This is a genomic window from Caballeronia sp. LZ034LL, assembly GCF_031451215.1.
Taxonomy (GTDB): domain Bacteria; phylum Pseudomonadota; class Gammaproteobacteria; order Burkholderiales; family Burkholderiaceae; genus Caballeronia.
Genome location: NZ_JARUXR010000004.1, coordinates 1156980 through 1183931, shown reverse-complemented (window position 1 = coordinate 1183931; position 26952 = coordinate 1156980). Strand labels below are relative to the sequence as shown.

The 26952-nt window shown below is 64.9% G+C and carries 25 protein-coding genes; 14 read left to right on the top strand and 11 right to left on the bottom strand.

Annotated features, from left to right (window positions below):
* Window positions 1–28 precede the first annotated feature (28 nt).
* Window positions 29–241 carry a PAS domain S-box protein gene (locus QCE83_RS32875; protein WP_309820806.1) on the top strand — a complete coding sequence of 71 codons (213 nt, stop codon included), beginning with the start codon at window positions 29–31 and terminating at the stop codon, window positions 239–241.
* Window positions 145–588: an ATP-binding protein gene (locus QCE83_RS32870; RefSeq protein WP_309821208.1), complete on the top strand. Its 444-nt coding sequence runs from the start codon at window positions 145–147 to the stop codon at window positions 586–588. The genes QCE83_RS32875 and QCE83_RS32870 overlap by 97 nt, the downstream gene beginning before the upstream one ends.
* Window positions 589–592: 4 nt before the next feature.
* On the opposite strand, the gene QCE83_RS32865 is transcribed toward QCE83_RS32870, so the two are convergent.
* Genes QCE83_RS32865 through QCE83_RS32855 form a run of 3 tightly spaced genes read right to left on the bottom strand, consistent with a single transcriptional unit; the run spans window position 593 to window position 4398 of the window.
* On the bottom strand, window positions 593–1648 hold the full coding sequence (locus QCE83_RS32865) for a serine hydrolase (RefSeq protein WP_309820804.1): 1056 nt from the start codon (window positions 1646–1648) through the stop codon (window positions 593–595).
* A gap of 20 nt (window positions 1649–1668) precedes the next feature.
* A complete protein-coding gene (locus tag QCE83_RS32860; RefSeq protein ID WP_309820802.1) occupies window positions 1669–2961 on the bottom strand; it encodes an MFS transporter in 1293 nt (430 codons plus the stop codon).
* 9 nt (window positions 2962–2970) lie between these two features.
* Entirely contained in the window at window positions 2971–4398 is a 1428-nt protein-coding gene (locus QCE83_RS32855; protein ID WP_309820800.1) for a M20 family metallopeptidase, read from the bottom strand.
* Between the two features lie 121 nt (window positions 4399–4519).
* On the opposite strand from QCE83_RS32855, the gene QCE83_RS32850 reads away from it, so the two are divergent.
* Window positions 4520–5428: a LysR family transcriptional regulator gene (locus QCE83_RS32850; RefSeq protein WP_309820797.1), complete on the top strand. Its 909-nt coding sequence runs from the start codon at window positions 4520–4522 to the stop codon at window positions 5426–5428.
* 3 nt (window positions 5429–5431) lie between these two features.
* On the opposite strand, the gene QCE83_RS32845 is transcribed toward QCE83_RS32850, so the two are convergent.
* On the bottom strand, window positions 5432–6328 hold the full coding sequence (locus tag QCE83_RS32845; protein WP_309820795.1) for a LysR family transcriptional regulator: 897 nt from the start codon (window positions 6326–6328) through the stop codon (window positions 5432–5434).
* A 112-nt stretch (window positions 6329–6440) separates the two neighbouring features.
* Between QCE83_RS32845 and QCE83_RS32840 the strand changes: the two genes are divergently transcribed.
* Complete coding sequence (locus QCE83_RS32840; RefSeq protein WP_309820794.1) at window positions 6441–7229, top strand: alpha/beta hydrolase; 789 nt, start codon at window positions 6441–6443, stop codon at window positions 7227–7229.
* 17 nt (window positions 7230–7246) lie between these two features.
* Here the strand turns inward: QCE83_RS32840 and QCE83_RS32835 are convergent, their stop codons facing one another.
* On the bottom strand, window positions 7247–7846 hold the full coding sequence (locus QCE83_RS32835; protein ID WP_309820792.1) for a TetR/AcrR family transcriptional regulator: 600 nt from the start codon (window positions 7844–7846) through the stop codon (window positions 7247–7249).
* Between the two features lie 86 nt (window positions 7847–7932).
* On the opposite strand from QCE83_RS32835, the gene QCE83_RS32830 reads away from it, so the two are divergent.
* Window positions 7933–8787, top strand: a complete 855-nt coding sequence (locus tag QCE83_RS32830) for an NAD(P)-dependent oxidoreductase (protein WP_309820790.1) — start codon at window positions 7933–7935, stop codon at window positions 8785–8787.
* A 39-nt stretch (window positions 8788–8826) separates the two neighbouring features.
* Here the strand turns inward: QCE83_RS32830 and QCE83_RS32825 are convergent, their stop codons facing one another.
* Window positions 8827–9852 (bottom strand): porin, encoded by a 1026-nt coding sequence (locus QCE83_RS32825; RefSeq protein WP_309820787.1) that lies wholly within the window; start codon window positions 9850–9852, stop codon window positions 8827–8829.
* 295 nt (window positions 9853–10147) lie between these two features.
* Between QCE83_RS32825 and QCE83_RS32820 the strand changes: the two genes are divergently transcribed.
* From QCE83_RS32820 to QCE83_RS32795, 6 genes are all read left to right on the top strand, one after another.
* Window positions 10148–10420: a hypothetical protein gene (locus QCE83_RS32820; RefSeq protein ID WP_309820785.1), complete on the top strand. Its 273-nt coding sequence runs from the start codon at window positions 10148–10150 to the stop codon at window positions 10418–10420.
* Between the two features lie 209 nt (window positions 10421–10629).
* Entirely contained in the window at window positions 10630–11997 is a 1368-nt protein-coding gene (locus QCE83_RS32815; protein ID WP_309820783.1) for a hypothetical protein, read from the top strand.
* A 78-nt stretch (window positions 11998–12075) separates the two neighbouring features.
* Window positions 12076–12933, top strand: coding sequence for a formyltetrahydrofolate deformylase (gene purU / locus QCE83_RS32810; protein WP_309820781.1), 858 nt, complete (start codon window positions 12076–12078; stop codon window positions 12931–12933).
* Window positions 12934–12940: 7 nt separating this feature from the next.
* A complete protein-coding gene (locus tag QCE83_RS32805) occupies window positions 12941–13804 on the top strand; it encodes a bifunctional methylenetetrahydrofolate dehydrogenase/methenyltetrahydrofolate cyclohydrolase FolD (protein ID WP_309820779.1) in 864 nt (287 codons plus the stop codon).
* Window positions 13797–14201, top strand: a complete 405-nt coding sequence (locus QCE83_RS32800) for a dihydroneopterin aldolase (protein WP_309820777.1) — start codon at window positions 13797–13799, stop codon at window positions 14199–14201. Before QCE83_RS32805 ends, QCE83_RS32800 begins: the two co-directional genes overlap by 8 nt.
* Before the next feature lie 138 nt (window positions 14202–14339).
* Window positions 14340–15212, top strand: coding sequence for a LysR family transcriptional regulator (locus QCE83_RS32795; protein WP_309820775.1), 873 nt, complete (start codon window positions 14340–14342; stop codon window positions 15210–15212).
* Between the two features lie 31 nt (window positions 15213–15243).
* Here QCE83_RS32795 and QCE83_RS32790 read toward each other — a convergent pair whose 3' ends face one another.
* Both QCE83_RS32790 and QCE83_RS32785 read right to left on the bottom strand, forming a co-directional pair.
* On the bottom strand, window positions 15244–15654 hold the full coding sequence (locus tag QCE83_RS32790; protein WP_309820773.1) for a cupin domain-containing protein: 411 nt from the start codon (window positions 15652–15654) through the stop codon (window positions 15244–15246).
* 3 nt (window positions 15655–15657) lie between these two features.
* Window positions 15658–17094, bottom strand: coding sequence for a methylenetetrahydrofolate reductase C-terminal domain-containing protein (locus QCE83_RS32785; RefSeq protein WP_309820771.1), 1437 nt, complete (start codon window positions 17092–17094; stop codon window positions 15658–15660).
* A gap of 525 nt (window positions 17095–17619) precedes the next feature.
* Here QCE83_RS32785 and QCE83_RS32780 point away from each other — a divergent pair.
* The 3 genes from QCE83_RS32780 (at window position 17620) to QCE83_RS32770 (ending at window position 21018) form a co-directional block, all read left to right on the top strand.
* The gene (locus tag QCE83_RS32780; protein WP_309820769.1) at window positions 17620–18870 is read left to right on the top strand and encodes an MFS transporter; all 1251 of its coding nucleotides are present in this window, start codon (window positions 17620–17622) and stop codon (window positions 18868–18870) included.
* Between the two features lie 37 nt (window positions 18871–18907).
* On the top strand, window positions 18908–19894 hold the full coding sequence (locus QCE83_RS32775) for a protocatechuate 3,4-dioxygenase (RefSeq protein WP_309820767.1): 987 nt from the start codon (window positions 18908–18910) through the stop codon (window positions 19892–19894).
* Window positions 19895–20073: 179 nt separating this feature from the next.
* Window positions 20074–21018: a helix-turn-helix domain-containing protein gene (locus tag QCE83_RS32770; protein ID WP_309820766.1), complete on the top strand. Its 945-nt coding sequence runs from the start codon at window positions 20074–20076 to the stop codon at window positions 21016–21018.
* Between the two features lie 6 nt (window positions 21019–21024).
* Here QCE83_RS32770 and QCE83_RS32765 read toward each other — a convergent pair whose 3' ends face one another.
* Genes QCE83_RS32765 through QCE83_RS32755 form a run of 3 tightly spaced genes read right to left on the bottom strand, consistent with a single transcriptional unit; the run spans window position 21025 to window position 26843 of the window.
* Window positions 21025–22485 carry an efflux transporter outer membrane subunit gene (locus tag QCE83_RS32765; RefSeq protein WP_309820765.1) on the bottom strand — a complete coding sequence of 487 codons (1461 nt, stop codon included), beginning with the start codon at window positions 22483–22485 and terminating at the stop codon, window positions 21025–21027.
* The gene (locus QCE83_RS32760) at window positions 22482–25637 is read right to left on the bottom strand and encodes an efflux RND transporter permease subunit (RefSeq protein WP_404986173.1); all 3156 of its coding nucleotides are present in this window, start codon (window positions 25635–25637) and stop codon (window positions 22482–22484) included. Before QCE83_RS32760 ends, QCE83_RS32765 begins: the two co-directional genes overlap by 4 nt.
* A gap of 18 nt (window positions 25638–25655) precedes the next feature.
* Window positions 25656–26843: an efflux RND transporter periplasmic adaptor subunit gene (locus QCE83_RS32755; protein WP_309820763.1), complete on the bottom strand. Its 1188-nt coding sequence runs from the start codon at window positions 26841–26843 to the stop codon at window positions 25656–25658.
* Window positions 26844–26952 lie beyond the last annotated feature (109 nt).

The window sequence follows — 26952 nt, the reverse complement described above, 5'->3', positions numbered from 1 at the left end:
TTCTCCACGCTGAAAGCCGTGCAATGACGTGGAAGGCGTCGCCGCCGCGTTCTTCCGCAACGAACCCAGCGACGACGCGATCCAGCAAGAGTTCCGGCTGACGGCGAAATCAGGCGCGCTGCGCTATCTGCGCATGGTCGCGCGATCGATCCGGGCCACGAGCGGGGCCGTCGAATACGTCGGCGCGCTGGCCGACGTCACCGACTCCCGCAACGCGCAGAACGCGCTGATGGAAGCATAGACCAACCTCACTCACGTGACGCGCCTCCCGGTGCTGACGGAACTGACGGCCAGCATCGCCGACGAGATGAAGCAGCTTCTTGCGTTCTGATCACGGTGGATACCGTCGGCGACAGCTACTTCAGGGTGGCCGTCACGGATTCGGGCGCGGGGCTCTCGCTCGATGCGAGGCAGCATCTCTTCGAACCCTTCTTCACGACCGAACCCGAAGGCATCGGTCTCGGTCTGTCCATCTGCCGGTCCATCGTCCAGGAACACGACGGCATGATCGGCACGGAAGACCGAGAAGAAGGCGCGCGCTTTTACTTCGACCTGCCGCGTTGCGCGGTCCGCGAGGCCGCGCACTGAAGTGTCATCGGCGCAGCGGTTCCAGCGCCTCATGCACGAGGCCGAAGAATTCGCCGGCGTAAGCGGAGTCGAGCCAGCGCACGATCAGCGCGAGGCGGCTTTGCGGCTCGATCCACATGAACGAGCTGCCCGCGCCCACGCCGAAATAGCTCGATGCCGGCACGCGCGGGAACATCTTCTGTCCGCTGTTGAGCCACACGAGGTAGCCGTAGTAGGGCGCGAGCGCCACCGGCGTGCGCATGCGCGCGATCCATTCCGCCGACAGCACGCGCCGCCCGTTCGAGACGCCTTCGTCGAGCAGCATCTGCGCGATCTTCAACTGATCGTTCGCGCTGATCGACATGCCCGCGCCCCAATGCGTGCCGCCGGGCACGGACTGCATGCGCTTGCCGTCGATCTCGGTCCATGCGTGGTCATAGCCCGCCCAGTTCCAGTTGCCGGAGAGACCGCACGGCTCCGCGATGGCCGTGCGAAAGACTTCCGGCAGCGGCTCGCGAAACAGATGCAGCAGCGCCAGCGAAAGCTGGTTGATGCGCACGTCGTTGTATTCCCAGTACGTGCCGGGCGTGTTCAAGGGCCGGCGCTCGCCCTTCTTGCCGGCGGGCGGGTCGCCGAACGTGACCGCGCGATAGTGGTCCGCCTGATCGGACAGGCCGAAGCATTCGCCGGTCCATTCGCTCGTCTGCTGCAGCAATTGCGTCCAGGTGACCTGAGCGTTGTGCGCATCGTCGAAGCCGATGCCGCGAATGCGTTCGCGCACGGGTTCGTCGGGATCGGGCAGCAGGCCGCGATCGAACGCGACGCCCGCAAGCAGCGCGAGATAGGTCTTGGCGATGCTGAACGTGAGGTCCGCGCGGTCCGGCTCGCCCCAGCTGGCGATGAGCTTGCCATCGAGGGCAATGGCCCCCGACACGCCGCCGCGATCGTGCACGGGTCCGAGCAGCCGGTTCCACGGCGGCGGATCGTTGACATGCACGCCCCAATTGCCGTCGACCTTGCGATCCCAGGTGGATTCATGGTCGATCGAAAAGCGGATCGCGCGTTGCAAAGCCTCATTCATGCTGCTGACTCCTTCGGTACTCAACGAATGTTCAGGCGCCGCTTCGCCCACACCAGGGTGAACAGGCTCAGGACGGCCGCGATCATCAGATACAGGCCGGGCGCGAGATTGTTGTGCGTGACGGCGATCAGCGAGGCCACGGCGAGCGGCGTGAAGCCGCCGAACACCGTGGTGCCGATGTTATAGCCGAACGCCATGCCGGTCGTGCGGGTGGCGGTGGGGAACAGCTCGGCCATCAGCGCGGGAATGGGCGCGAAGTAGGTGGCCTTGAGCAACGCGACCCAGACGACGGCGGCAATGAGCGTCGGCAGCGAAGGATGCGCGTTCATGAACATGAATGCGGGATACACGGTCAGGAAGAACACCACGCCGGTCGTGATCATGATGCGATAACGCCCGTACTTGTCCGACAGATGCCCGACCACCGGCACGAGCACCATCATGATGAAGCCTGCCGAGAGCGTCGCGATGAAGCCCGACGAAGGCGACAGCCCGAGTTGCCGCGTGGCGTAGGTCGGCATGTAGAGCAGCATGTAGTTGGCCGTGGTCGTGAGGATCAGCGAGCCGATGGAGACCAGCAGCCGTTCCTTCTGCGTCGCGAGCATCACGCGCACGGGCGAGGCGAGCTTCTCTGCGTGCTCGAACTCCGGCGTCTCGTCCATGCGGCGGCGGATATACAGCCCGATGGGACCGATCAGCATGCCGAACAGGAACGGAATGCGCCAACCCCAGCCTTCGAGCTGCGCGGGCGTCAGCGTGCTGGTGAGGACCGCGCCGAACAGCGAGGCGAGCAGGGTGCTCGCGCCCTGACTCGAGAACTGCCAGCTCGACATGAAGCCGCTGCGCTCCGGCTTGTGCTCGACGAGGAAGGCTGTCGAGCTGCCGAACTCGCCGCCCGCCGAGAAGCCTTGCAGCAGGCGCGACGCGAAGATGAGGATCGGCGCCGCAATGCCGATGGTTGCATACGGCGGCATCAGCGCGACGATGCCGGTGCCGATGGTCATCATCGCGATGGACAGCGTCAGCGCGGCCTTGCGGCCGTGCCGGTCGCCGTACGAGCCGAGCACGAGCGCGCCGACGGGCCGCGCGAGATACGACAGCGCGAAGGTGCCGAGCGTCAGCAGCAGCGAGACGGTATGGTTCTGCGCGGGAAAGAACAGCTTCGAGAGAATCCCGGCGAAGTAGCCGTACACGACGAGGTCGTAGAACTCCAGCGCATTGCCGATCGAGGTCGCGACGATGAGCCTCGCGATCTTGCTCTGCTCGGCGTGCCCGGAGGCGGCCTCGGTCATGCCGACGGAATCAGTGCTCATGAAGAAGCCTCACTTCGCTTGGCGGGGAAGATGAAACGCGGGATTGATCGCGGCTGCGTCGCCTTCGCGCGCGCCGAGATCCCAGAACAGGCCGGCCATGATGCGCAGGCCTTCGGAGACGACGGGTCCGAGCAGATGCTCGTCCGGCGCATGCTGCGAACAGCCGGGATACGAATGCGGCACCCAGAGCGTGGGCATGCCGAGGATGTCGGCGAAGACGTCGTTGGGCAGCGTGCCGCCGAGATTGGGCAGCAGCACGGGCGCAGCACCCGTGGTCTCGGTGAGCGAGCGCAACGCCCATTGCACCCAGGGATTGTCGGGATCAACTCGCGTGGCGGGCATGCCGCGTTCGATCTCGACCTCGACCAGCGGAAAGCCGTGCGCGTCGAGATGACGGCGCACGATGTCGCGCAGATTGAGCAAGTCCGTGCCGACGACAAAGCGGATCTGCATGTGCGCGAAGGCGCGGTCGGGAATCGCGTTGACGGGCTTCTCGGGATTGCCGGTCTTGAAGGCCAGCACTTCGATGTTGTTCCAGCCGAACACGCGTTCGGCGGGCGTGAGTCCGGGCTCGCCGTAGTCTGTGTCGACTTCCGGCTCGCCCGGATTGCCGCCCACTTCGATGTCCTGCAACGCGCGCCGCACCGAATCCGGAATCGGCGGCGGACGCAGTCCTTCGATCAGGATCTTGCCGCGTGCATCGACCATCGAGGCGATGGCGTTGGCGAGCACGACGGCCGGATTGCGCAGCAGCCCGCCCCAGTTGCCCGAATGATGCGCGCCGTCGCGCAGCTTCACGTCGAGCCGGAAATTGAGGACGCCGCGCGAGCCGAGGAACAGCGTCGGACGATGCGCGGCAAGACGCGGACCGTCGGAGGCGATCAGCACGTCCGCCGAGAGTTCGTCGCGCAACTGCTCGCAGATCGCCCACAGCCCCGGCGAACCGACTTCCTCGCCGGTCTCGAACAAGAGCTTCAGATTGAAGCCGAGCTTGCCGCCGCGCGCGTCGAGCACGGCCTTCAACGCGGCGAGATTGATGCTGTGCTGGCCTTTGTTGTCGGCGGTGCCGCGGCCGTACCAGCGCTCGCCTTCAACCTTGACCTCCCACGGCGAGAGGCCCGTGCGCCATTGCGCATCGTAGCCGCGCACGACGTCGCCGTGACCGTAGCTCAGCACGGTCGGCAGCTCGTCGCTCTCGTGCCGGTGCGCGATCAGGAACGGCCCGGCGCCCTCGTGCGGATTCTCGGCGATGCGGCAGGTGAAGCCCCATGCGTCGAGCGTCGGCATCAGGTCGTCGGTGAGATAGGCGCGCAGACGCGCGCCGCTGTCGGTCTCCTGACTGTCCGTGCGATGCGCGACGCGGCGCTGCAGGTCTTCGAGGAACGCGCCCGAGTCGAAATGGCGGGCGGCAAGCTGAATGGCGGTATCGCGGCTCACGTCGTCTCTGTCCAGTAGGTTCGATGACGACCCATGCTGACCTCGCCGATATTTCTGAACAATTACAATATTTCACTGCGACCGTTGCCATTTCGGCAAGGTGATTACGTTCTGAAAGCTCATGGATCAGACCGCTTTGCGCTATTTCCTCGAAGTCGTCAAAAGCGGTTCGCTGAGCAAGGCGTCCGAGCGCCTGTTCGTGGCGACCTCGGCGTTGAGCCGGCAAATCGGCAAGCTGGAGGAACAGGTGGGCACGCCGCTGTTCGAGCGGCGTCCGCGCGGCATGGTGCTCACCGACGCGGGACGTTTGCTCGCGAATCACGCAAGGCGCAGCCAGCTGGAGGAAGAGCGCGTCGTCGAAGAGATCATGGGACTCAGCGCCAGCGGCCGCGCGACCATCCGGATCGCGGCTTCGGAAGGCGTCGCGCCGGACTTCCTGCCGCAGCTTTTCGCGCATTTCCGCACCACGCATCCGCGCGCGCATTTCGCGCTCGATGTCTCGGCGCCGTCCATCGCGACCCAGCGCGTACGCGACGGCACACACGACATTGCCGTGTGCTTCAGCATGGCGCCCGAAGAAAACGTGCAGGTTCACTATGCGCAGCGCGCGCCGGTCCATGCGTTGATGCGGCGAGGTCATCCGCTGGCTTCGCAGTCGATGCTGTCGCTCGCCGATCTGCTGAAGTGGCCGCTCGCGATGCACAGTCAGGGCGTGACGCTGCGGCAACTGTTCGACATTGCATGCAGTCTCGAAGGACTGGTGTTCGAGCCGGTGTTCACCAGCAACTACCACGTCGCGCTACAGAGTTTCGTGCGGCGTACCGATGCGATCACGCTGACCGGCTATGTCACGGTGCGCGGCCGGCTGGATACCGACGGGCTCGCGGCGATTGCGTTGAGCAATCCCGAACTGCATCAGCGCAGCCTGCAAGTGCAGACGATGGCGGGGCGGCTTCTGCCACAGCCGGTGCAGGCGTTCGTCGAGTTGTTGAAGGAGGCGATCGATAAACCGGAAGTGGTTGGCGCGTGATTGTCACGCCCACTGTTCCCACGGCGTTTCAGCAAGACAGTCGACAAAACGCCTGACCTTGACCGGTATGCGCCGCGCACTTGGATAGACCGCCTGGATCGTGAGGTCGGCCGCGCGATAGTCCGGCAGCAGCGCAATCAGATCGCCGTGCGCAATCGCGTCGCCGAACACGAAGGCCGGACCATACGCGATGCCCGCACCGGCCAGCGCGGCGGCCAGCAGTATCTGCATGTCGTTAGCGGCTACGCGGCACGGACCGTCGATGACATGCGCGCGCTGGTCCGCGTCGAGCAAGGTCCAGTCGTTTGCCGACACGGCTTCGCTGAAGGCAAGGCGCGGCGCTTGCCGGAGATCATCAGGATGGCGCGGTGTGCCGTGTTGCTCGAGCCAGGCCGGCGATGCACACACCACCATCCGGCATGGCGCAAGCTTGCGCGTCACGAGCTGCGGGTCTTGCAGGCGTCCGATGCGGATCGCGACGTCCACGCCCGCCTCGATCAGATCGATGTAGCGATCCGCCAGCTGCACTTCCACGCTGACGTGCGGATGCGTCTCCAGAAATCGCGCCAGCACGCCGCCCAGATGCAGCGCGCCGAAGCTCACGGGCGCGGCCACGCGCAACACACCGCGCGCGGCGCCTTGAGCGTCGCTGGCCTCGCGATTCGCCTCGTCATAGGCCTCGAGAATGCGCCGGGCACGCTCATAGTAGGTCTGGCCGATGTCGGTCAGGCTCAGGCGCCGGGTGGTCCGTTGCAGCAGGCGCGCGTTCAGTTCGGCTTCGATGGCGCTGACGTGCTTGCCTGCCATCGCAGCCGACAAGCCGAAACGGCGCGCAGCCGCTGCGAAGCTGCCTTCCTCCACTGCGGCGACGAACACGCCGAGGCTCATGAGCCGGTCCATATGCGCTCCCATTCGATAACGTGATTATCGACTGTCAATAGGGAAGCGGCAATTATCAAGCGACGCGATTGATTCCAGAATGCAAGCTCAACCTCTGGACAAGGATCGGATCATGGACATCGATACGAACGGCGTGCGGATTCACGTCGAGGAACAGGGTAGCGGCGCGCTCGCACTGGTGTTCCTGCACTACTACGGCGGCTCGTCGCGCACCTGGGATGCGGTTGCCGGCGAACTGAGCAAGCGCTTCCGGACCGTGGCAACCGATCATTGCGGCTGGGGCGCTTCGGGCGCGCCCGCCGATGGTTATCGCATCGCCGATCTCGCCGCCGACGCCGAAGGCGTCATCGACGCGCTGCGCCTGCAACGCTATGTGATCGTCGGCCATTCGATGGGCGGCAAGGTCGCGCAATTGATCGCATCGCGCAGGCCGCGCGGACTCGCAGGTCTGGTGCTCGTCGCGCCTTCTCCGCCGACGCCGACCCTCCTTCCCGTTGAACCGCGCGAAACACTGGCCGGCGCGTATCAGTCGCGCGAAGCGGTGGAGTTCGTCATCGATCACGTGCTGACCGGAAGACCGCTCGATGCCGCGCGGCGCGAGCAGGTCATCGAGGACAGTCTGAAGGGCGCGCCGCAGGCGAAGCTGGCGTGGCCGAACGTGGCGATGCGCGAAGACATCGGTGTGACGGCGGGCGCGATCGACGTGCCGGTGATCGTCGTTTCCGGCGAGCGCGATCAGGTGGACCCGCCCGACACGCTGCGCGCGGAACTGCTGCCCCGCATCCCGCAGGCGACGATGCACATCCTCCCGGGCACGGGACATCTTTCTCCGCTCGAAGCGCCCGGCGAACTGGCGGCCATCATCGCGCGCTTTGCCGAAGCGATCGGGGACGGCCGTTAGCACACGCGCAGGCGTGGTTACGCGAGCAACTCGCGCAGTCCCGCCGCAGCCGCCTTCGCGACCTTCACGAGCCGCGCCGCGCTCATGCCCTCGCGCGCGCAGCCCGAGAGGCCGGACATCACCACCGACACATAGTCCGTCGCGGCATTCGCCTGTCGCGGATGCGTCTTCGCGACGAATTTGCGGATCTGCGCGCGGCGACGTTCGGCGGCCTGTCGCGCAAGCGCGGCGCTTTCACTGTCGCCGTTGCCGCGCGCGCTTTCCAGCACGAGGCAGCCGGTGCATTCGGGATCGCGTGCATAACGCCGGGCCGCGCGTTCGAGCAGATCCGCAAGGGCTTCGACAGGCGGCCGGTCTTCGCGCAGGATCTCCGTCAGGGCGAGTTCGCTGCCCGCATAGCGCGCCAGCACGTGCTCGAAAAACGCCGCCTTGCTGCCGAACGCCGTATAAAAACTCGGCGGCGTGACGCCGAGCGCATCCGTGAGCGCGCTCAGGCCGACGGCATCATAGCCCGCCGCATGAAACATGCGCTGACCGATCTCGAGCGCCGCGTCGGGATCGACGGCGCGTGGACGCCCGCGCCCCGGTTTTGCTTCTCTTTTTAAAATAGTGGTCACTATCAAAACTCCTTGCGGCCCGGTTTCCAGAAATATATAGTGGCCACTAGTTTAATTCAATCTGCTTGAGAAACAGGAGCGATTCCATGGAAATCGGTATGATCGGACTGGGTGCGATGGGACGCGCCATGGCGCGCAATCTGGCGCGCGCGGGACATACGGTAAAGGCATGGAACCGTTCGGGCGGATCGGTTGAAGGCGTCACGATGGTGGCATCGCCCGCTGAAGCTTTCCAGAGCGACGCGGTCTTCACCATGCTCGCCGACGACGACGCCATCCGCTCGACGCTGCTCGTCCCGAACGTGCTTGCTCACGCAAGGCCTGGACTGGTGCACGTGCTTTCATCGACGATCTCGGTAGCGTTCGCGCGCGAGCTGGTCGCGGCGCACGAGGCGGCGGGCATCGCTTATGTTTCCGCGCCGGTGCTCGGACGCCCGGACGTCGCGGCGAAAGGCGAGCTCAACGTGCTGGCAGGCGGACCGCCGGATGCATTGGCGAAGGTGCGTCCGTTGCTTGAAGTGATCGGCGGACGCATCTGGGACATGGGCGATCATGCGCCGACCGCGAATGCCGCGAAGATCGCCTGCAACATGATGATCACGATGGCCATCGAAGCGATGGCCGAAGCCGTGGTGCTGACCGAGGCGAACGGACTGCCGCGCGAACGCTTCTTCGACGTGATCCTGAACACGCTGTTCGGCAGCCGTTCGTATCAGGTCTATTCGGCGAACATCGCGAACGAAAACTACGAGCCCGGCTTCAAGGCGACGCTCGGGCTGAAGGACTTGCGGTTGGCATCGGAAGCAGCAGACGATGCCGGCCGCATCCTGCCGATGCTGTCCGCCGTGCATGGCCGCATGCGCGAGACCGTCGAGGCGGGCTTCGGCGAACGTGACTGGTCGGCCATGGCGGCGTTCACGATTGCCGCGGCGGGGAAGTGATCGAAGCGGGCGGCTTGTTTCGAAGCCCGCGATGCGCCATCAGAACTTGTGCGTCATGCCGATGATGATGCCGCGTGCCGTCGCGCCGGGCGTCACCGGAATGCCCGAGTACTCCGTGCCTTCGAGGCCATGCGTCGCCTGGTTGCGGTTATCGACGAGACCCGCCAGCGCGTAGAGGGTCGAGCGCTTCGACAGAAAATACATATAGCCAAGGCCGACCTGCTGCGCGTTGTTGCCGTTGCCGCTGCGGTCATGCAGATAGCCGTACATCAGCGCGACTTCGTTCGCCGGATTCAGCAGCACGGACGCCGAAGCCGTATAGATGGCGACGTCCAGACTGTGATCGGACTGCTTCTCGGTCGTGTAGACGAGGTGGAAGCGCGCGGCGTCGAAGCGCAGCGACGAGGCCAGCGTGAAATTCCGCTGAATGGAGGTACCCGCCGCGTTGGACTGCTGCTCGTAGCCGGCGGCGAGATGCAGCGGACCGTTGATGTACTTGAACACGGCGTTATACAGCTGGAGTCCGTTGGATGGCTTGGTGGTCGAGTCCCGCATGGCCACCATGAACTGCGCTTCGAAACCCCGGTACTTCGGCGTGAAGTAGGTGAGCGCATTGCTGGCGCGCACTGAGACGTCGGCGAGGTCGCTGAATGAGGAAGCGATCGACTTGCCGGCGATCGGGTCGAGTTCGCCATCGAGAAACAGGTATTGCGGCTTCTTCTGCCGTCCGACGCGGAATTCCCCGAAGTTGCCCGACATGCCGACCCACGCCAGCCGGTTGAAGGCTTCGCCCGCGACCTGCGGCGCCCCGGTGAAGCTCGAGAAGCCTTGCTCCAGCTGAAAGTTGACATGGACTCCGCCGCCGATGTCCTCGTGCCCGAGCATCCCGTACACCGTCGCGAACAGGCCGCCCGACGACGCGCGCACGACGTGTCCCGCGCCGCCGTCCTGATACTCGATGCCGTTGTCGACGACGCCATAGAGCGTCACCGAGGTTTGCGCGTGGGCGTCATGCAGCGCGCCGAGAGAAACGAGCGCAGAAGCCGCGAGAAGAGCCTTTTTCATTTGTCTCCGGAGTTTTTATCGTCACTGAAGAAGCGGAACCGTTCGATGCGGTTCTGTCGGGTGCCTTGCCGCTTCGGCAGCGATGCACATGTAAGGAGGTTATTCGGTGCGCCTGCTCCGGTCCCTGCACAAAGCATGGATTCGCTGGTACTTTTGTTTTGACTTAGGGAATACACGGGGATAGACGTTGCGCGGTGCGGCATGGCCGCATTGACAGACCTCCGTCAGCCTGACGCAAGCAGGCGGAGCCTAAGCTGTATAAGGCGTCTGGCCTCTCGAAATAAGGAGAAGAAAGATGAGGGCGACCATTGTGCTGTTGACTCTTTCAGGATGGCTGGCGGCGTGCGCCGGGCCGTCTACCGCCTCGCTGCCGGGTACGCAGTTGAGCGCCGTGCAGTGTCAGGACCTTGCCGCCATCGGCGAAAACGAGGCGCCTGATCGAGCGCGCCTGAAGAGCGAGCTCGCGGCGCTCGCCGATGTCGGCTACGACCCGGTGTCCGAGATGGATACCTATCCCGAGTCCTATCAGGCAGCGCAGCAGCGCATCAATCAACGCTGCCGGATGTGACGCAGCGCCTCTTTCAACCCGTCACCGGCCCCACGCGGATCGATTCGATCGATTTCCGCAAGCTAAGTGTGCGTCCCGCACGCTTTTTCCGCGATTCCCTTGTTCGTAAGATCTCGTCAAGCGCTGTGCTACGGCGTCGACTCGCTGCCAGAGGCGTGGCAACGCATGAAAGGCGAGACGAAATCCCTCCACGACCAAGGAATCATCACATGACCGAATCGAAGACCGAGAGCTTGGAAACCGCGATCCAGCGTGCCGGCAGCGCCGTCGAACTGTTGCGCAACAGCCAGCGCCGCGCGTTTTCGCACGGCACCGTGTCCGGCCAGTTCACCAACTGGCAGAGCGAAGTGAATGCATGGCGTGACGGCGTCGGCTTCATGGACCAGTCGCATCACATGGTGGATCACTATGTCAAAGGACCGGGCGCGTTCGATCTGCTGTCCCGTCTCGCGGTCAACAGCTTCAAGAACTTCAAGCCCGGCATGGCGAAGCAGTTCATCGCCACCACGCCGGACGGTCATTATCTCGGCGACTGCGTGCTGTTCTATCTCGAAGAAGACTTGTTCAATCTCGTGGGCCGTCCGACGGCGCTCGACTGGGTTCAGTATCACGTCGAGACCGGCAAGTGGGACGTCACGACGGAGCGCGATCCGCAGTCGATGGATCGCGGCGGACGCCCGCCCGTCGTGTACCGCTACGAGTTGCAGGGACCGCTTGCAGGCCCGCTGGTCGAGAAGCTGACGGGTCAGCCGCTTCCCGACGTCAAGTTCTTCGGCATGACGGACTTCCAGATCGCGGGGCACCGTGTGCGCGCGCTGCGTCACGGCATGGCGGGCGCGGTGGGCTTCGAGATCTTCGGCCCGTGGACCGAAGGCGATGCGATTCGCGACGCGATTCTCGCGGCCGGCGAAGAGTTCGGCCTGCTGCGCGTGGGCTCGATTGCCTACTCCACGGCCAATCTCGAATCCGGCTGGATTCCCGGCCCGCTGCCCGCGATCTTCAGCCAGGACGAACTGAAGGCCTATCGCGAGTGGTTGCCTGCCAAGTCGGCAGGAAGTCTCGCGGGCAGTCTCGATTCGAAGGACATCGCCGATTACTACGTGACGCCGCTCGATCTCGGCTATGAGCGCATGGTGGCGTTCGATCACGACTTCGTCGGCGCCGAGGCGCTGAAGGAGCGCGCGAAGGGCAAGCGCAGGAAGAAGGTCACGCTGGTATGGGATGCAGAGGACATGGCGCGCGTGGTGTCGTCGGCATGGACGGATGGTCCGAAGCACAAGCACTTCAACATGCCGAAGGCGCGCTACGGCCTCTATCAGATGGACGAAGTGCGGGTGGGCGGCCAGCGTGTGGGCATCTCGATGGACTGCGGCTATATCGCGAACGAACGCAAGATCGTGTCGCTGGCCGTGATCGACGAGGCGTATGCCGAAACAGGCACCGAAGTCACCGTGCTGTGGGGCGAGAACCCTGTCTCCACCAAGCCGCAGGTCGAACCGCACGAGCAGACGTCGATCAAGGCGATCGTCGCACCCGCGCCGTACGGCGCGCATGCGCGCAACACGTACCGCAAGTAAGCGCGACGGGCGGCATGACGGCCCGGCGTGTCCGGGCCGTCATCGCGACGATCCTCCTTGAACCTGAGCGAGTCTGATGTGACTGAAACCTGCATCCTTACCCTTCAATGCGCTGACCGTCCGGGACTCGTCGCGGCGGTCAGCGCGTGCCTGGCCTCGCATGGCGGCAACATCGTGGCCGCTGCGCAATTCAACGACCGCGCGTCGAACCGGTTCTTCATGCGCACCGAATTCGACGTTCAGGACGTGGCCACGCTCAGTGCGATCGAGCGCGATATCGGCGGCATCGCGCGTCCTGCCGGCATGCAGTGGAAGCTCCGGCGCAAGGCCGCGCCTGTGAAGGTGCTGTTCCTCGTGAGCAAGCTCGATCATTGCCTGGGCGATCTTCTGTACCGGCGCCGCATCGGCGAACTGGCGATGGATGTCGTCGGCATCGTGGGGAACCATCCGCGCGAGGCAGTCACGATTTCGCTGAGCAGCGGCGTGCCGTATCACCATCTGCCGGTCACACGGGACACGAAGCCGCAACAGGAAGCGCAGATTCGCGGGATCGTCGAGGAAACCGGCGCCGAGCTCGTCGTGCTCGCGCGCTACATGCAGGTGCTCTCGGACCGGATGGCGGGCTTTCTCGCGGGCCGCTGCATCAATATCCATCACTCGTTCCTGCCGGGCTTCAAGGGCGCCAAGCCCTATCATCAGGCGCACGAGCGCGGCGTCAAGATGATCGGCGCCACGGCCCACTACGTGACCGCCGATCTCGACGAAGGCCCGATCATTCATCAGGATGTCGAGCCCATCACGCATGCCGACGAACCCGATGACCTCGTGCGCAAGGGCCGCGACATCGAGCGGCGGGTGCTGTCGGAGGCCGTGCGGCTGCATGTCGAGGACCGCGTGCTGTTGTCCGGAAGCAAGACCGTCGTGTTCCGGGACTGAGGCGAACGTGGCCGTCATCATCCAGGGAAAACAGATCGCGCGGGAGCTGTGCGACAGGATCGCGCGCGAGGCCGAGGCCTTTCGCCTCGCACACGATCTTCCGCCTGCACTGGCCGTCGTGCTGGTGGGCGATCATCCGGCGAGTGAAGTCTATGTCCGGCAGAAGGTGATCGAATGCGGGAAGGCCGGGATTCGTTCCGAGGAGTATCGGCTGCCGGGTTCAACGCCGCAGGCCGAGTTGCTCGAACTCATCGGGCGGTTGAACCGGGACGACAAGGTGCATGGGATCCTCGTTCAGCTGCCGTTGCCGGACCCTATCGACGCCGTCCGCGTGCTCGACGCCATTGCGCCCGACAAGGACGTGGACGGTTTTCATCCGGTCAACGTGGGGCGGCTCTCGACCGGCAGCGATGGACTCGTTCCGTGTACGCCGCTGGGCTGCATGATGCTGCTCGATACCGTGATCGACGAACTGCGCGGCAGGCACGCGGTGGTCATCGGCAAGTCGAACATCGTCGGCAAGCCGGTGGCGCTGATGCTGCTCGAACGCGAATGCACGGTGACCGTCACGCATATCGCCACGCAGGGCTTGTCCGAGATCGTGCGCGGCGCGGATATCGTCGTCGCGGCGGCGGGCGCGCCCCGGCTCGTGCGCGGCGACTGGATCAAGCCGGGCGCCGTGGTCATCGACGTGGGCATCACGCGCCAGCAAGGACCGGATGGCAGGACGCGGCTCGTCGGCGACTGCGCCGCGGACGAGATGGATCATGCGGCTGCGGTGACGCCGGTGCCCGGAGGCGTCGGTCCCATGACCATCGCCTGTCTGTTGAGCAACACCCTGAAGGCGGCACGGAGGCTCGCTCATGGATGAACTCGTGTGCGCGCCGTGCGCGTCGTATGTGGACGAAGCCGAGGCGTCGTGTCAGGTCCGGCTCAACGAGTTGGAAGTCATGGCCGACATCGGCGTTTATGAAAGCGAGCAGGGCATGCCGCAGCCGCTGCTGATCGACGTGGCCGTCACGATGCTGCCGCCTTCGCGGGACGAGCTGTCCCACACCTTCGACTACACACGTGTACGCGCCTATGCGCTCGAACTCGCGGGACAGCGCATTGCGCTCATCGAGACCTTCGCGTTGCGGCTCGCGCGCATGTGCCTGTCCGACGACGGCGTGCTTCAGGCCGAGGTGCGCATCGGCAAGCCACGCGCCGTGCCCGGTTGCCTTGCGAGCACCTGCGTGACGCTGCGCAAGGGCGGGCGCCGCTTTTAGTATCATGCAAGGCGCCTGGCTGGAGGCAAGGCAGCAGCCCGCGGCCTTTCGATCCGATCGATTCAAGCGATCCCGGTTCACGGAGCCTGCCGCATCCAGGCCGGCTTCAGGAGAATGAATTTGGATCGGATGAATGCAATGCAGGCTTTCGTCGAGGCGGTCAAGCAGCGCAGCCTCGGCGGCGCGGCCCAGCACCTCGGCATCTCGCGAACGCTCGTCAGCCGTCACATCCAGGCACTCGAAGACGAACTCGGCGTGCGTCTGATGAACAGGACCACGCGCTCCCTGTCCCTGACGGAAGCAGGGCAGAGCTACTACCACTTCTGCGACGACATCCTCACGCGCGTCGAGGAAATGGACCGGCAGGTATCGTCGGAAGCGGCGGAAGCGCGCGGTGAAATTTCCGTACTCGCGCCGAAGTGGCTGCAAGCGCCCATCACCCATCTGCTCACCGCGTTCGCCAAACGCCATACGGAGATCCGGCCGCGTCTCGTGCTCGGCGGGGTCGCGCAAACGGCATACGGCTTTCTGGAGCAGGGCTGCGATATCGCGCTGCATACGCGGCCCATCCCGGACAGCCGCATCATTGCGCGACGCATCGCGGACATTCCGTACTGCCTGTGCGGCTCCGCTGACTATCTCGCGACTGCCGCACCGCTGATGCATCCGGCTGATCTCGCGAAGCATCCCGCGCTGGTGCATTTCGCCTATCACACCTGGCAATTCGAGCAGGATGGACGCGAGGAACGTTTCCAGCCGACTCCCGCATTCTCCACCAACACGTTCTCCGCGTTGCGCGACGCCGCGCTCGACAGTCTCGGGCTGTCCTTGCTGCCGGTGCCGCTGGTGCGTGACGATCTCGCGCAAGGCCGGCTGCGCGCCGTGCTGCCCGAATGGACGCCGTTCGGGCAGACCTTGTATGTGGCGATCGCGCCGGGCAGCGGCGTGCCCGCGAAGGTGACGCTGCTGATGAACTTCGTCGTCGAATGGTTCGGCAAGCATCCGCTTTAACCGTAACCGTAACTGTAGCCGAAGCCTGCGCTCAATCGCTCGTGTTGAGCACGAAAGGACTGTGCGGCGAATACCCCGGCGAAAGCGTGCAGCCGAACAGGGTCCAGTCGCCAAGACTGCGGCACGCGTGCCAGAAATGCGCGGGCACCGCGAGCTGCGGCCGTTGACCCGCCGTCAGATCGCAGCCGAGCAGACTGACTTCGTGCATGCGGCTGCCGTTCGTCACGATCATCTCGGCGGGCGCGCCCAGGTAGTAATGCCAGACTTCGATGCCTTCCAGCTTGTGCAACGGCACCGGCTCGTCGCCGGCCAGCAGGACGTACATCGAGGACAGCCGGGGCGGTCCCCATGCTTCGCCGTCGGCATAGTGCGGGGCGTACCAGCCCGCCAGATGATGCCGCTCCATGCCGAACAAGCGGATGATGTCGCGCAGGCTGCTCATCCCTTACGACACCGCTTCGACATCGCGCGCCGGCGTGCGCAGTCCCGCTTCGACGATGATCTGCGCCAGCACATCTTCATTCCGGTAGCCCATCAGATGCACGCCGGCCACGCCCTCGATGCCGCGTATGCGCTGGATCGTCTCGATGCAGAAGCGTTTCCCTTCGAGCCGCTGATCCGCAGCGGCGCCGATGCGCTCCGTCACTGACAGCGGCACGTTCACGCCGGGCACGTGATCCGCCATCCAGCGCAGCGCCTTCGCCGTGGACAGCACGCCCACGCCGACGATGATCGCCGCACGCCGATGCAGCCCGCGTGCGCGCACGGCGTGCATGAACTGCTCGAGCCGTTCGACATCGAAGCAGAACTGCGTCTGGATGAACTGCGCGCCGGCGTCGACCTTGCGTTCAAGATTGGCGATGCGTTCGGCATACGGCGGCACGAAGGGGTTCGCGGTGGCGCCGAGGAACAGGCGCGGCGCGTGTTGCAGCTTGCGGCCCGACGCATATTCGCCGCGCTCGGTCATGCCTTTCAGCGTGTGCAGCAGGTTGACCGAATCGAGATCGAAGACGGGTTTCGCGCCGGCATGATCGCCCTTGGAGACGTCGTCGCCGGTGAGGCACAGCACGTTGCGGATGCCGAGCGCCGCTGCGCCGAGCACATCGCCCTGCAGCGCGATGCGGTTGCGGTCACGGCAGCTGACCTGACTGACGGGCGTATAGCCGGCGGCGTGCAGCAACGCGCTGGCCGCCGCGCTGGACATGTGGCAGTTCGCGCCCGCGCCGTCCGTGATGTTGATGGCATCGGTCAGGCCGCGGAACACGGCAGCGCGGTCCAGCAGCGCGCGCGGATCGGCGGAGTCCGGCGGCGAAATCTCGACCGTGACGATGAACCGGTTGCGCTCGCGGCACAGCGTCGCGAACGGGTTGTCGACCGGATCGTCATCAACGCGCGGCGCTTGGGTTGCCGTTGCTGCGGGCGGAATTAGAGCGGCCTTGGGCGGCGCGATCATCGGCATCCAGGTCGATCTGCCGGTCAGCTGATAGTCGCGCGGCGCCGCGCGCCGGGTCCATGTGCTCGTGTGCCCCGGAAGAATGCGCGCATCGCCTTCGGTTGCATCGACCCAGGTGCAGCGGCGGTCAGGGCGGACTTCGCATTGACCGTCCAGGCGCACGCCGCCGCACGGCCCGTTGCGCATGCCCTTGGCGCAGCCGGTCGGACACGCCATGCCCGTCACCGAGAGGCCGCATTGACCGCACATCTGGCAGTCGAAGAATGCGCGCTTCGCGGCGCGTTCGATCGGCAGGACGACCGCTTCGAGTCTCTGAACGCCGATCTTCTCCGCGACGGGTGCGAGCCGCGGCGCCATCCGTTCGAACAAGCCATACAGTCCGCGCATGCTGCGCGCGTGCTTCAACGACCAGCGACGCAAGGTCTTCATCGCGCACTCGTCGAGGGAAGCCAGCGAGCGTAGTTGGCGCGCTGTTCACGGGGTGAAACGGTCATTGCAGGTCTCCCATACGAGTCTTCGGATCGTCTTGCTCCATGGTCGCGAATGGCATCGCGTTCGAAGGAGTCATCGATGATCTTATGCCTCGGCCGCATGGGGAAAAAGCACGTGAGCCGCACACTTAGCTTGCGTAAATCGGCTGAATTGGAGCCGCTTCAGAACACTGACTCTCTGGACACGCTCCACCGTTGAGCACAGGGATCACCGCCCGTGAAACCGCGACGCGGCGCAAAAGTGCCATCGAAACTCACTTTTGTGTAGGGACAGCCGCCGTGGCCTTCCCTATGCTGGGCACATTCGACGTCATCTATCCTGACGCTTTCCGTGATGCCGGGCCCCAATCCCGCCCAGGCCCGCGATTCAGGCGTGAAATGTCCCCGCGACAGTCACGCGCGAAGTTTCAATCAAACATAAGAGACAAAGCATATGGAGACAACCGACCCCGCCCGATCAGGCATGACCTACCGCTTCAGCGTGCTCGCGCTGCTGGCGCTGGGCGTGCTGATCGCCTATATCGACCGCACGAGCATCTCGGCCACGCTGGCGCATCCGGGCTTCATCCGCCACTTCGCGCTCGACGACGTCGATCGCGGCTGGATCAACGCCGCGTTCTTCTGGTCCTACGGCGTGTTCCAGGTGCCGATGGGCTGGGTCGCCGACCGCTACGGCGTCAAATGGCCGTACGCAATCAGCTTCGCGTTGTGGTGCATCGCGACCGCGCTGATGGGCGCCGTGACCGCACTGGCCAGTCTGGTGGTGATGCGGCTCGTCATCGGCGCGGCCGAAGCCATCGTGATTCCGGCCAGCTATCGCTGGATCCGCAACAACTTCGACGAGAGCCAGAACGGCCTCGCCGTCGGCCTGCTGGCGATGGGTAACAAGTTCGGCCCCGCATTCGGCGCGCCGCTGGGCGCGTGGATCATCGTCAACTATTCGTGGCAGGCGATGTTCATCGGCACCGGGCTGGTCGGGCTGATGTGGCTGCTGCCGTGGCTCACGATGGTGCGCAGCGACTATCCGGGCAAACCCGAAGTCATCCGCTCGCACATCAGCGCGCGCACCGTCACGCTCGGCAATATTCTCAGCAGCCCGGTGGTGTGGGGCGGCATCATCACCAACTTCTGCTACGGCTATTTCACGTTCTATTGCATGACGTGGATGCCCGCCTATCTGGTCGAACAGCGCCATCTGTCGATCTCCCGTTCCGGCGTGTTCACGTTCTTCAGCTTCGCGGGCATCGCGATTGTCGCGGCGGTGGCGGGCTGGGTCGCGGACCGGGTGATCGCGGGCGGCCGCAATCCGATTCTCGTCCGCAAGGTCTTCACGGTGACCGGCTTCCTCGGCGGCTGCACGGTGCTGCTCGGCGCCTATGCGAACACCGTGCAGATGGCGTTGTTCTGGAACGTGCTGTCGCTGTCGCTGCTCGGCCTCGTCACCGCCAACAATCTCGTGCTGTCGCGGCTCACGCTGATTCCGAAGCAGGCCATCGGCCTCGTCACGGGCATCCAGGGCGTGGCGACGAGCCTGGCCGGCGGCGTCACCGCGAGTCTGTCCGGCTGGCTCCTCCAGGTCAGCGGAAGCTATCACCTGCCGATGCTCATCATCCTCGTCTTCCTCGTCGTCGGCGCGCTGGCCACAGCGTTCCTCTATCGCCCCGAATGGGCGCCCAAGGTGAGCGAACCCCAGGGCGAGCTGCACCAGGCTTGAACACACACAAGACCGTCAAATCACAGAAAGGGCATTCATGGCGAAAATCGTATTCGGAATGGCCGTGCCGCACAGCGGCATGCTCGGGCAGGCGCCGGAAGACTGGCTCAAGAACGGCGAGCGTGACCGCAACAATCCGGAGCTCTGGTTCCGCAACCGCACGTGGACCTATCCCGAGCTCGAAGCACATCGCGAAGCGGCCTTCGAGCCGTTCCTGACGCTCGAGGAACGCACCGCACGCGCAGCACGCTGCCGCGTCGCGCTCGACAAGATGGCGGCGGCCTACCGCGAAGCGAACATCGACGTAGCCATCATCCTCGGCAAGGACCAGAAGGAGATCTTCACGGATTTCTCGCCTTCCATCGCCATCTACAGCGGCGCGGAAGTGCATAACGGTCCGCCGCAGCGCTCCGTGTATGCGCCGGATCATCATGTCGTGCATCAGTGTCATCCGCAGCTGGCGACTTACCTGATCGAATACTTCCAGCGCGAGAACTTCGATCTGACCGATCTGTTCGCGTGGCCCGACAACGTCTGGATGAAGCCGCTGCCCGACTATCCCGTCGCGCCGCATGCCTACAGCTTCGTCTATCACCAGATCATGGGCGACGCGCCGCCGCCGCACGTGCCCGTCATCATGAACTGCTTCTATCCGCCGACGCAACCTTCGATGTCGCGCTGCATCGAGTTCGGCCGCGTGCTGCGCGATGCGATCGCCGCCTGGCCGGAAGACGTGCGCGTGGGCATCTTCGCGTCGGGCGGCCTGTCGCACTTCGTGAACGACGAGGAATTCGACCAGCGCATCATGAAGATGCTGGCCGCCTACGACTACGACGGTCTCGCCGCCGTGGACGACCGCTCGTATCAGTCGGGCACCTCGGAAATCAAGCTCTACGTGAGCGTGATGAAGGCGGTCGAGGAAACCGGCGCGGCAATGACGCTGGTCGATTACGTGCCCTGCTGGCGCACGGCGGCGGGCACCGGCGAAGGCATGGGCTTCATGTACTGGAAGGGCGCGGAATAACGCGCGGGCCGGGTAAGCAGCAAGCGCCCGGCGAGGCGATCCATGCGACACTTCCGCGATGCGCGAACCTTCTCCGTCTGATCCAGTCGGACGGAAGGCATGGCCACCGCCGCAACCCTTGCGCGCGGATCTGGAACACGAGGCCGGCCAGGGCGCCGCCGGCCTGCAAGGAGACATCGATGAAGCAGGGCGCCTCGGGGAAACCTCCCGCCAGGACCTTCGCCGACGCAACGCTCAAGACCGTCCCGAAGGTGCGGCTCTACGTGGAGCGGCCTGAAGAAAAGCAGTGGTTCGTCCATGTGGGCCACGTCACCGACCGCGGCCGCTGGCGCACGGAGCCGCACGCGCATCCCGAGTATGGGCAACTGATCTTCGTGCGCAGCGGTTGCGGCGTGATGAATCTCGAAGGCCGCAACGTGCCGTTCGAAGGCCCTTGCGCGTTGCTGCTGCCCACCGAATGCGTACACGGTCTGGACTATCAGCACGACGCCGACCGCTGGGTCGTGACCATCGAGGTGTCCTACCTCGCCCAGGTCAATGCGCGGCTCGATGATTTCATCGCGCTATGGTCGGCGCCCCGCGTCATTTCTTTTGCCGGCACGCGCGACGGCGGCGCCGAGTTTCACAGCCTCGTGCGGCGTCTCAAGGAAGAAGCGGAATCCGACGCCCTGGGGCATAGCGTCGGCACCGAGGCGCGCCTGACCTTGCTGCTGCTCGAACTCGTGCGCGAAGCCCGTCTCGACGAAAGCGGCGCCGAGTCGGGCACACGCAACGACGTCCGCGTGGTGGAGCGCTTCAGGAAGCTCATCGACGAGCATTTCCGCGAGAACTTCTCGCTGCAGGACTATGTGTCGATGATGGCGATCTCGCTCGTGCAACTGCGCACGGCGTGCGCATCGGCGGCGGAGCAGAGTCCGACCAAGCTCATCCACGCGCGCATCATCACCGAAGCCAAGCGCAATCTGATCTTCGGCGATCTCTCGGTGGAACAGATCGCGTTCGGACTCGGTTTCGCCGATGCCGCGTATTTCACCCGTTTCTTCCGCCGCGAAACCGGACAGGCGCCCAGTCAGTTCCGCGCGGCCGCGCGCTTGCAGCACGCGCCGAAGTCGGTCACGTCCTGAACTGCCTCATCGCTTCGCGGCTTCGTCCAGGCCGCCGCCCAGTGCCGCGTAGAGCGTGACGAGACTCGTCTGCGCGAAAAGCTGCGTCGTCGCGAGCGATTGTTGCGCGGCATACAGCAGCCGCTGCTCCGTCAGCGCATCGAGCAGACTGGCGCTGCCTTGCCGGTATAACGCCATCGACAGATCGTACGCATGCTGGTCTGCATCGACGGTCTGGGTCTGGGCATCGAGCTGCTCGCCGATGGTCGCGCGTGTCGCGAGCGCATTCGCCACTTCCTCGAACGCCGTCTGAATGGTCTTCTCGTAGGTCGCGACATCGATGCGATAGGTCACCTTCGCGGCGTCGAGCGTCGCCCGGTTCGCGCCCGCATTGAAGATGGGCAGCGACGCCGACGGCTCGAACGACCAGCTGCGGTTGCCGCCCCTGAAGAGCGACGCTAGCGCCGGGCTCTCGAAGCCGAGCGCGGCCGTGAGGCTGATCGTCGGGAAGAAATTGGCGCGCGCCGCGCCGATGTCGGCATCGTCCGCCTTCAGCGCATGTTCCGCCGCGAGCACGTCGGGGCGTTGCTGGAGCACGGAGGAAGGGACGCCGGCGGGAATGGCCGTGAGGCTCGTGACCGGGTCGATGCTCGCATCGGGCAGATCGGCCTCCGGCACCGGCGCGCCCGCGACGAGGTCGAGCGCATTGCGCGCCTGCGCCACCGTCGTCATGGCCTGCGCGACGGCATTGCGCGCCGATTGCACGCTGCTGCGCGCCTGTTCGTAATCGAGGCCGCTGGTCGCGCCCAGCGCATGTTCGCGTTGCACAAGGTTGAAGGTGCGTTGCTGGCTGTCGAGCATGTCGCGCGCGATCGCCAGCAGGCGCTTGTCGGTGGCAAGCGTCAGCCAGTCGCTCGCCACGTCCGATACGAGGCTGATCTGCGTGCTGCGGCGCGTTTCCTGCGTGGCGAAGAAAGTTTCCAGCGCGGCATCGCTCAGATTGCGCACCCGGCCGAACAGGTCGATCTCATAAGACGTGAAGCCCAGGTCCGCGCTGTAGATATGCGACGTGGTGCCGCTGCCGTTGCCCGTCGTGGTGCCTGAGCCGGACTCGGCGCGGCGCACGGAGTTCGGCGTGCGGCCCGCGTCCTGGCTCGCGCCCACGTCGATCTCCGGCAGCAGCGACGCGCGCTGGATCCGGTACTGCGCGCGCTCCTTCTCGATGTTCAGGATCGCGATGCGCAGATCCCGGTTGTTCGTGAGCGCGAGTGCAATGGTTCGTTGCAGCCGTGGATCGACGAAGAACGTGCGCCAGCCGATGTCGGCGGCCAGCGTGTCCGGGGCGGCCGCAGCGGTCTGGCCGGGCCATGAAGCGGGCACCGGCGCGGCGGGCCGCTGATAGTCCGGCGCCAGATTGATACAGCCGCCGAGCATGCCAAGCCCGCCGACCGCCGCCGCGACGGGCAGCCAACGCCATGCCGCCTTCATGCTTCACCTCCAGTCGAATCCGTGTCCCGCGCGCTCCAGTCGCCGCCCCGGCCGCCCGGATGCGAGCGCTTGCTCGAGAACTTGCGCACCATGAAATAAGCGAGCGGCGTGAAGAAGATGCCGAGCAGGGTGCCGACGAGCGTCCCGCCGAACACGCCGGTGCCGATGGAATGCCGCGCCGCCGCGCCCGCGCCGGTGGCGACCACGAGCGGCGCGACGCCGAGCAGGAAGGCGAGCGACGTCATGATGATGGGACGGATCCGCAGCGCGACCGCTTGTTCGATGGCCTTCATCGTGGACTTGCCTTCGCGTTCGAGCATCACGGCGAACTCGACGATGAGAATCGCGTTCTTCGACGCTAGCCCGACGGTGACGAGCAGGCCGACCTGGAAGTACACGTCGTTGGAGAGCGCCCGCAAGCTCGTGGCAAGCGACGCGCCGAGCACGCCCAGCGGCACGATCAGCAGCACCGACAACGGCACCGACCAGCTCTCGTAGAGCGCGGCGAGACACAGGAACACGAACAGCACCGACACGGCATAGAGATACGGCGCCTGTCCGCCCGAGAGCTGTTCCTGATACGACAGCCCGGTCCACGCGGAGGTAATGCCCTTCGGCAGCTGGGCGACGAGTTGTTGCATCGTCTGCATCGCCTGTCCGGAACTGACGCCCGTCGCCGGATCGCCGACGATCTCGAACGACGACTGCGCGTTATAGCGGTCGAGTTCAGGCGGGCCGTAGGTCCAGTGCGACGTGGCGAACGCGGAGAACGGCACCATCGTTCCCGAGGCGTTGCGCACATACCATTGCAGCAGTGATTCGGGCGTCATGCGAAACGGCGCATCGCCCTGCACGTAGACCTTCTTGATGCGCTCCTGGTCGAGGAACTCGTCCACGTACTGGCTGCCGAGCGCATCCTCGATGGTCGCGTTGACGTCGCTGATGTTCAGGCCCATCGCGCTGGCCTTGCGGTCGTCGATGGCGAGCGACAGTTGCGGCGTGTCGCTCAGGCCGTTGAAGCGCACCTGACGCACGAGACCGCTCTGGTTTGCCTGCGCGATCAGCTTGTCGCGCGCGGCCGCGAGCGCCGCGTGCCCGACATTGTCCTGATCCACGAGCTCCATGTCGAAGCCGGAGCTGACGCCCATGCCGCGCACCGTCGGCGGCTGGAAGATGAAGACCTTGGCATCGCGAATGGTCCGCGACAGGTCGCGCGATGCTTTCGTGACGAGGCTTTCCGCCGAGTCGGCCGCGCTGCTGCGCTGGTCCCAGTCCTTGAGCTTCACCCACATCATGCCGACGTTCTGGCCGTTGCTGCCGGTGGCATAACCGGCCACGTTGAACACTTCGGTGATGTCCGGCTGCTTCAGAAGATAGTCTTCCACCTTCTGCATGATCGCTTCGGTGCGTTCGCGCGTCGCGCCCACCGGCGCCTTGACGGTGACCATCAGTCTGCCCTGGTCCTCGAGCGGCAGGAACGAGGTGGGCAGATGCATGAACAGCAGGCCCCCGCCGATCACCAGCAGCGCATACACGATGATCGCGGGCTTGCGATGATGCAGCAGCTTGTCCACCGCGCGGCGGTAGGCGTTGTCGGTCTTGTCGAAGCCGCGGTTGAAGCGCGTGAAGAACCCGCCCTTCGGCTTGACGTGGCCTTCCTTGAGCAAGGTGGCACACAACGCGGGCGTGAAGGTCAGCGCCACGAGCACGGACAAGGCCATCGCCGACACCACCGACACCGAGAACTGCCGATAGATGATGCCGGTGGAGCCACCGAAGAAGGCCATCGGCAACAGCACGGCGGACAGCACCATGGCGATCGCCACGAGCGCGCTGCTGATCTCGGTCATCGATTTGCGCGTGGCTTCGCGCGGCGACAGATGTTCCTCCGACATCAGCCGCTCGACGTTCTCGACCACGACGATTGCATCGTCCACCAGCAGGCCGATGGCGAGCACGAGCCCGAACATCGTCATCATGTTGATGGAGTAGCCGAACAGGTCGAGGATGCCGAACGTGCCGAGCAGCACCACCGGCACCGCAATGGCCGGGATCAGCGTGGTTCGCCAGTTTTGCAGGAACAGGAACATGATCGCGACCACGAGCACGATCGCTTCGAGCAGCGTCTTGACCACTTCCTCGATGGACGTCTTGATGAAGGGCACCATCTCGTACGGATATTCCACCTTCAGACCGGCAGGGAAGGTGGAGGCGCGTTTTTCGAGGAAGTCGTGCACTTCCTTGTCCACCTGCACTTCGTTGGCGCCGATCGCGAGTTGCAGCCCGAGCCCCGCGGCAGGCTTGTTGTTGAAGTTCGATTCGACCGTGTATTCCTGCGGCCCGAGCGCCACGCGCGCGACGTCGCTCAACAGCACCTGCGAACCGTTGGTCTGCGTCTTGAGCACGATGTTGCGGAACTGCTCGGCCGTGGTGAGGCGGCTGCGCGCGGTGATCGTGGCGTCGAGTTCCTGGCCCTTGACCGACGGCGTCTTGCCGACTTCGCCCGCGGCGATATCGACGTTCTGCGTATTGATCGCGCTGACGATATCCGCCGGCATCAGCGCATACTTCTGCAGCTTGTTCGGATCGAGCCAGATGTGCATCGCGTACTGGTAGCCGAACTGCTGCGCCTGGCCGACGCCCGGAAGACGTTCGATCGGTTCTTCGAGCTTGCTGTAGAGATAATCGGCGATGGCCGACTTGCTCATCTTGCCGTCTTCGGACACGAGGTTGAAGACCAGGAACGTATCTGGCGAGGCCTTCCTCACGGTCACGCCGCTTTGCTGCACTTCCGTGGGCAGCAGCGCGTTCGCGGACTGCAACTGGTCCTGTACCTGGACCTGCGCCGTATCCGGATTGGTGCCCGCCGCGAAGGTAAGCTTGATCGAGATGCTGCCCTGCGAGTTCGCGCTCGACGACATGTACATCAGGTTGTCGAGCCCGACCATCTGCTGCTCGATCACCTGCACCACCGCGTCCTGATTGGTCTGCGCCGAAGCGCCGTCGTAGGTAGCGGCGATCTGGATGGTCGGCGGCGCGATGTCGGGATACTGGTCCAGCGGCAACTGCGTGATGGTGAACGCGCCGGTCAGCGTGACGATGATCGCCAGCACCCAGGCGAAGACAGGACGGTCGATGAAAAAGTGAGCAATGCGCATGCGTCGGCTCCTTCAGTCAGCCGAGGCGGTGGAAGTCGGCGGCTGCGTTGCCGCCACGGCCGATGCCGGCATCTCGACCGCTTTCACGGTGTCGCCGGCATCGACATACTGCGAGCCTTCCACGACGATGCGGTCGCCTGCCGCGAGCCCGCCCGTCACGACCCATTGATTGCCGTCGGCGGTGCCGGACAGCGTCAGCGTGCGCTGTTCGATCTTGTTCTTCGCGCCGACCACCAGTGCGCTCGCGTCGCCGCGCTGGTCGTGCGTGACCGCTTGCTGCGGCACCAGGATCGCGTTCTCGTCGATGCCCTGATCCACCACCGCATGCAGATATTCGCCGGGCAGCAGCATCTTCTCCGGATTCGGCACCACGATGCGCAGCGTGATCGTGCCGGTGGTCTGATCGACGCCCACGCCTGCGAACTTGAGCGTGCCCTCGTGCTTGTAGGTCGTGCCGTCTTCCAGCGTGATCCTCACTTTCGCGTTGCCGGCTGCATCGGTTTTCAGGCTGCCGTCCGCCAGTTTCTTGCGCAACGCGAGAACCGCCGTGCTCGACTGCGTCACGTCGAGATACATCGGATCGTAGGCGTAGATGGTGGCGAGCGCGGTGCTCTGATCGGCCGTCACCAGCGCGCCCGGCGTGTACGTCGACGCGCTGATCGTTCCGCTGATGGGCGCGGTCAGGCGCGTATAGCCCAGGTTGATGCGCGCGCTTTCGAGCGCGGCGCGGTCGGCGTCGATGGTCGCTTCATCCTGCTTGAGCGTGGCCTCGGCTTGTTCGAGCGTTTCCTTGCTGATCGCATCGATGGCGGCGAGCGACTTGTCGCGCTCGGCAATCGGCCGCGCCGACAGCAAGGCCGCCTGCGCCTTCTCCAGGTCGGCCTTGTCGGCGTCGTAGGTGGCCTGATAGGGCGCGGGATCGATCTGATACAGCACCTGACCCGCGCGGACCTCGCCGCCTTCCTCGAACAGCCGCTTCTGGATGATGCCGCTGACCTGCGGCGTAACCTGCGAGGTCAGGAAAGCGGTCGTGCGTCCCGGCAGCGAAACCGACTGCGCGTAACGCGTCGTGTGGACCGTCATCACGTTGACGCTCTGCACCTTCTTTGGCTCTTGCTTCGAAGCGGGCGAGCAGGCCGTCAATGAACCTGTGAACGACAGCACAGCCATGCCGTACAGCACGGAACGCGGAACTCTCATGGGGTCGACCTCGATGCGACAAGCGCGGCATTTGCCAGATGAGCCGATTATCCAAAGCAATTTCGCAAGAAATTAGGAAGTTCGGTCCGGCATGTTGGCGACGCCAACC

Coding starts and splice junctions, on each gene's coding strand:
- QCE83_RS32865 (WP_309820804.1), bottom strand. CDS start 1,648: ATGAATGAGGCTTTGCAACGCGCGATCCGCTTTTCGATCGACCATGAA.
- QCE83_RS32860 (WP_309820802.1), bottom strand. CDS start 2,961: ATGAGCACTGATTCCGTCGGCATGACCGAGGCCGCCTCCGGGCACGCC.
- QCE83_RS32850 (WP_309820797.1), top strand. CDS start 4,520: ATGGATCAGACCGCTTTGCGCTATTTCCTCGAAGTCGTCAAAAGCGGT.
- QCE83_RS32845 (WP_309820795.1), bottom strand. CDS start 6,328: ATGGACCGGCTCATGAGCCTCGGCGTGTTCGTCGCCGCAGTGGAGGAA.
- QCE83_RS32840 (WP_309820794.1), top strand. CDS start 6,441: ATGGACATCGATACGAACGGCGTGCGGATTCACGTCGAGGAACAGGGT.
- QCE83_RS32830 (WP_309820790.1), top strand. CDS start 7,933: ATGGAAATCGGTATGATCGGACTGGGTGCGATGGGACGCGCCATGGCG.
- QCE83_RS32825 (WP_309820787.1), bottom strand. CDS start 9,852: ATGAAAAAGGCTCTTCTCGCGGCTTCTGCGCTCGTTTCTCTCGGCGCG.
- QCE83_RS32820 (WP_309820785.1), top strand. CDS start 10,148: ATGAGGGCGACCATTGTGCTGTTGACTCTTTCAGGATGGCTGGCGGCG.
- QCE83_RS32815 (WP_309820783.1), top strand. CDS start 10,630: ATGACCGAATCGAAGACCGAGAGCTTGGAAACCGCGATCCAGCGTGCC.
- QCE83_RS32800 (WP_309820777.1), top strand. CDS start 13,797: ATGGATGAACTCGTGTGCGCGCCGTGCGCGTCGTATGTGGACGAAGCC.
- QCE83_RS32795 (WP_309820775.1), top strand. CDS start 14,340: ATGCAGGCTTTCGTCGAGGCGGTCAAGCAGCGCAGCCTCGGCGGCGCG.
- QCE83_RS32790 (WP_309820773.1), bottom strand. CDS start 15,654: ATGAGCAGCCTGCGCGACATCATCCGCTTGTTCGGCATGGAGCGGCAT.
- QCE83_RS32785 (WP_309820771.1), bottom strand. CDS start 17,094: ATGAAGACCTTGCGTCGCTGGTCGTTGAAGCACGCGCGCAGCATGCGC.
- QCE83_RS32780 (WP_309820769.1), top strand. CDS start 17,620: ATGACCTACCGCTTCAGCGTGCTCGCGCTGCTGGCGCTGGGCGTGCTG.
- QCE83_RS32775 (WP_309820767.1), top strand. CDS start 18,908: ATGGCGAAAATCGTATTCGGAATGGCCGTGCCGCACAGCGGCATGCTC.
- QCE83_RS32770 (WP_309820766.1), top strand. CDS start 20,074: ATGAAGCAGGGCGCCTCGGGGAAACCTCCCGCCAGGACCTTCGCCGAC.
- QCE83_RS32765 (WP_309820765.1), bottom strand. CDS start 22,485: ATGAAGGCGGCATGGCGTTGGCTGCCCGTCGCGGCGGCGGTCGGCGGG.
- QCE83_RS32755 (WP_309820763.1), bottom strand. CDS start 26,843: ATGAGAGTTCCGCGTTCCGTGCTGTACGGCATGGCTGTGCTGTCGTTC.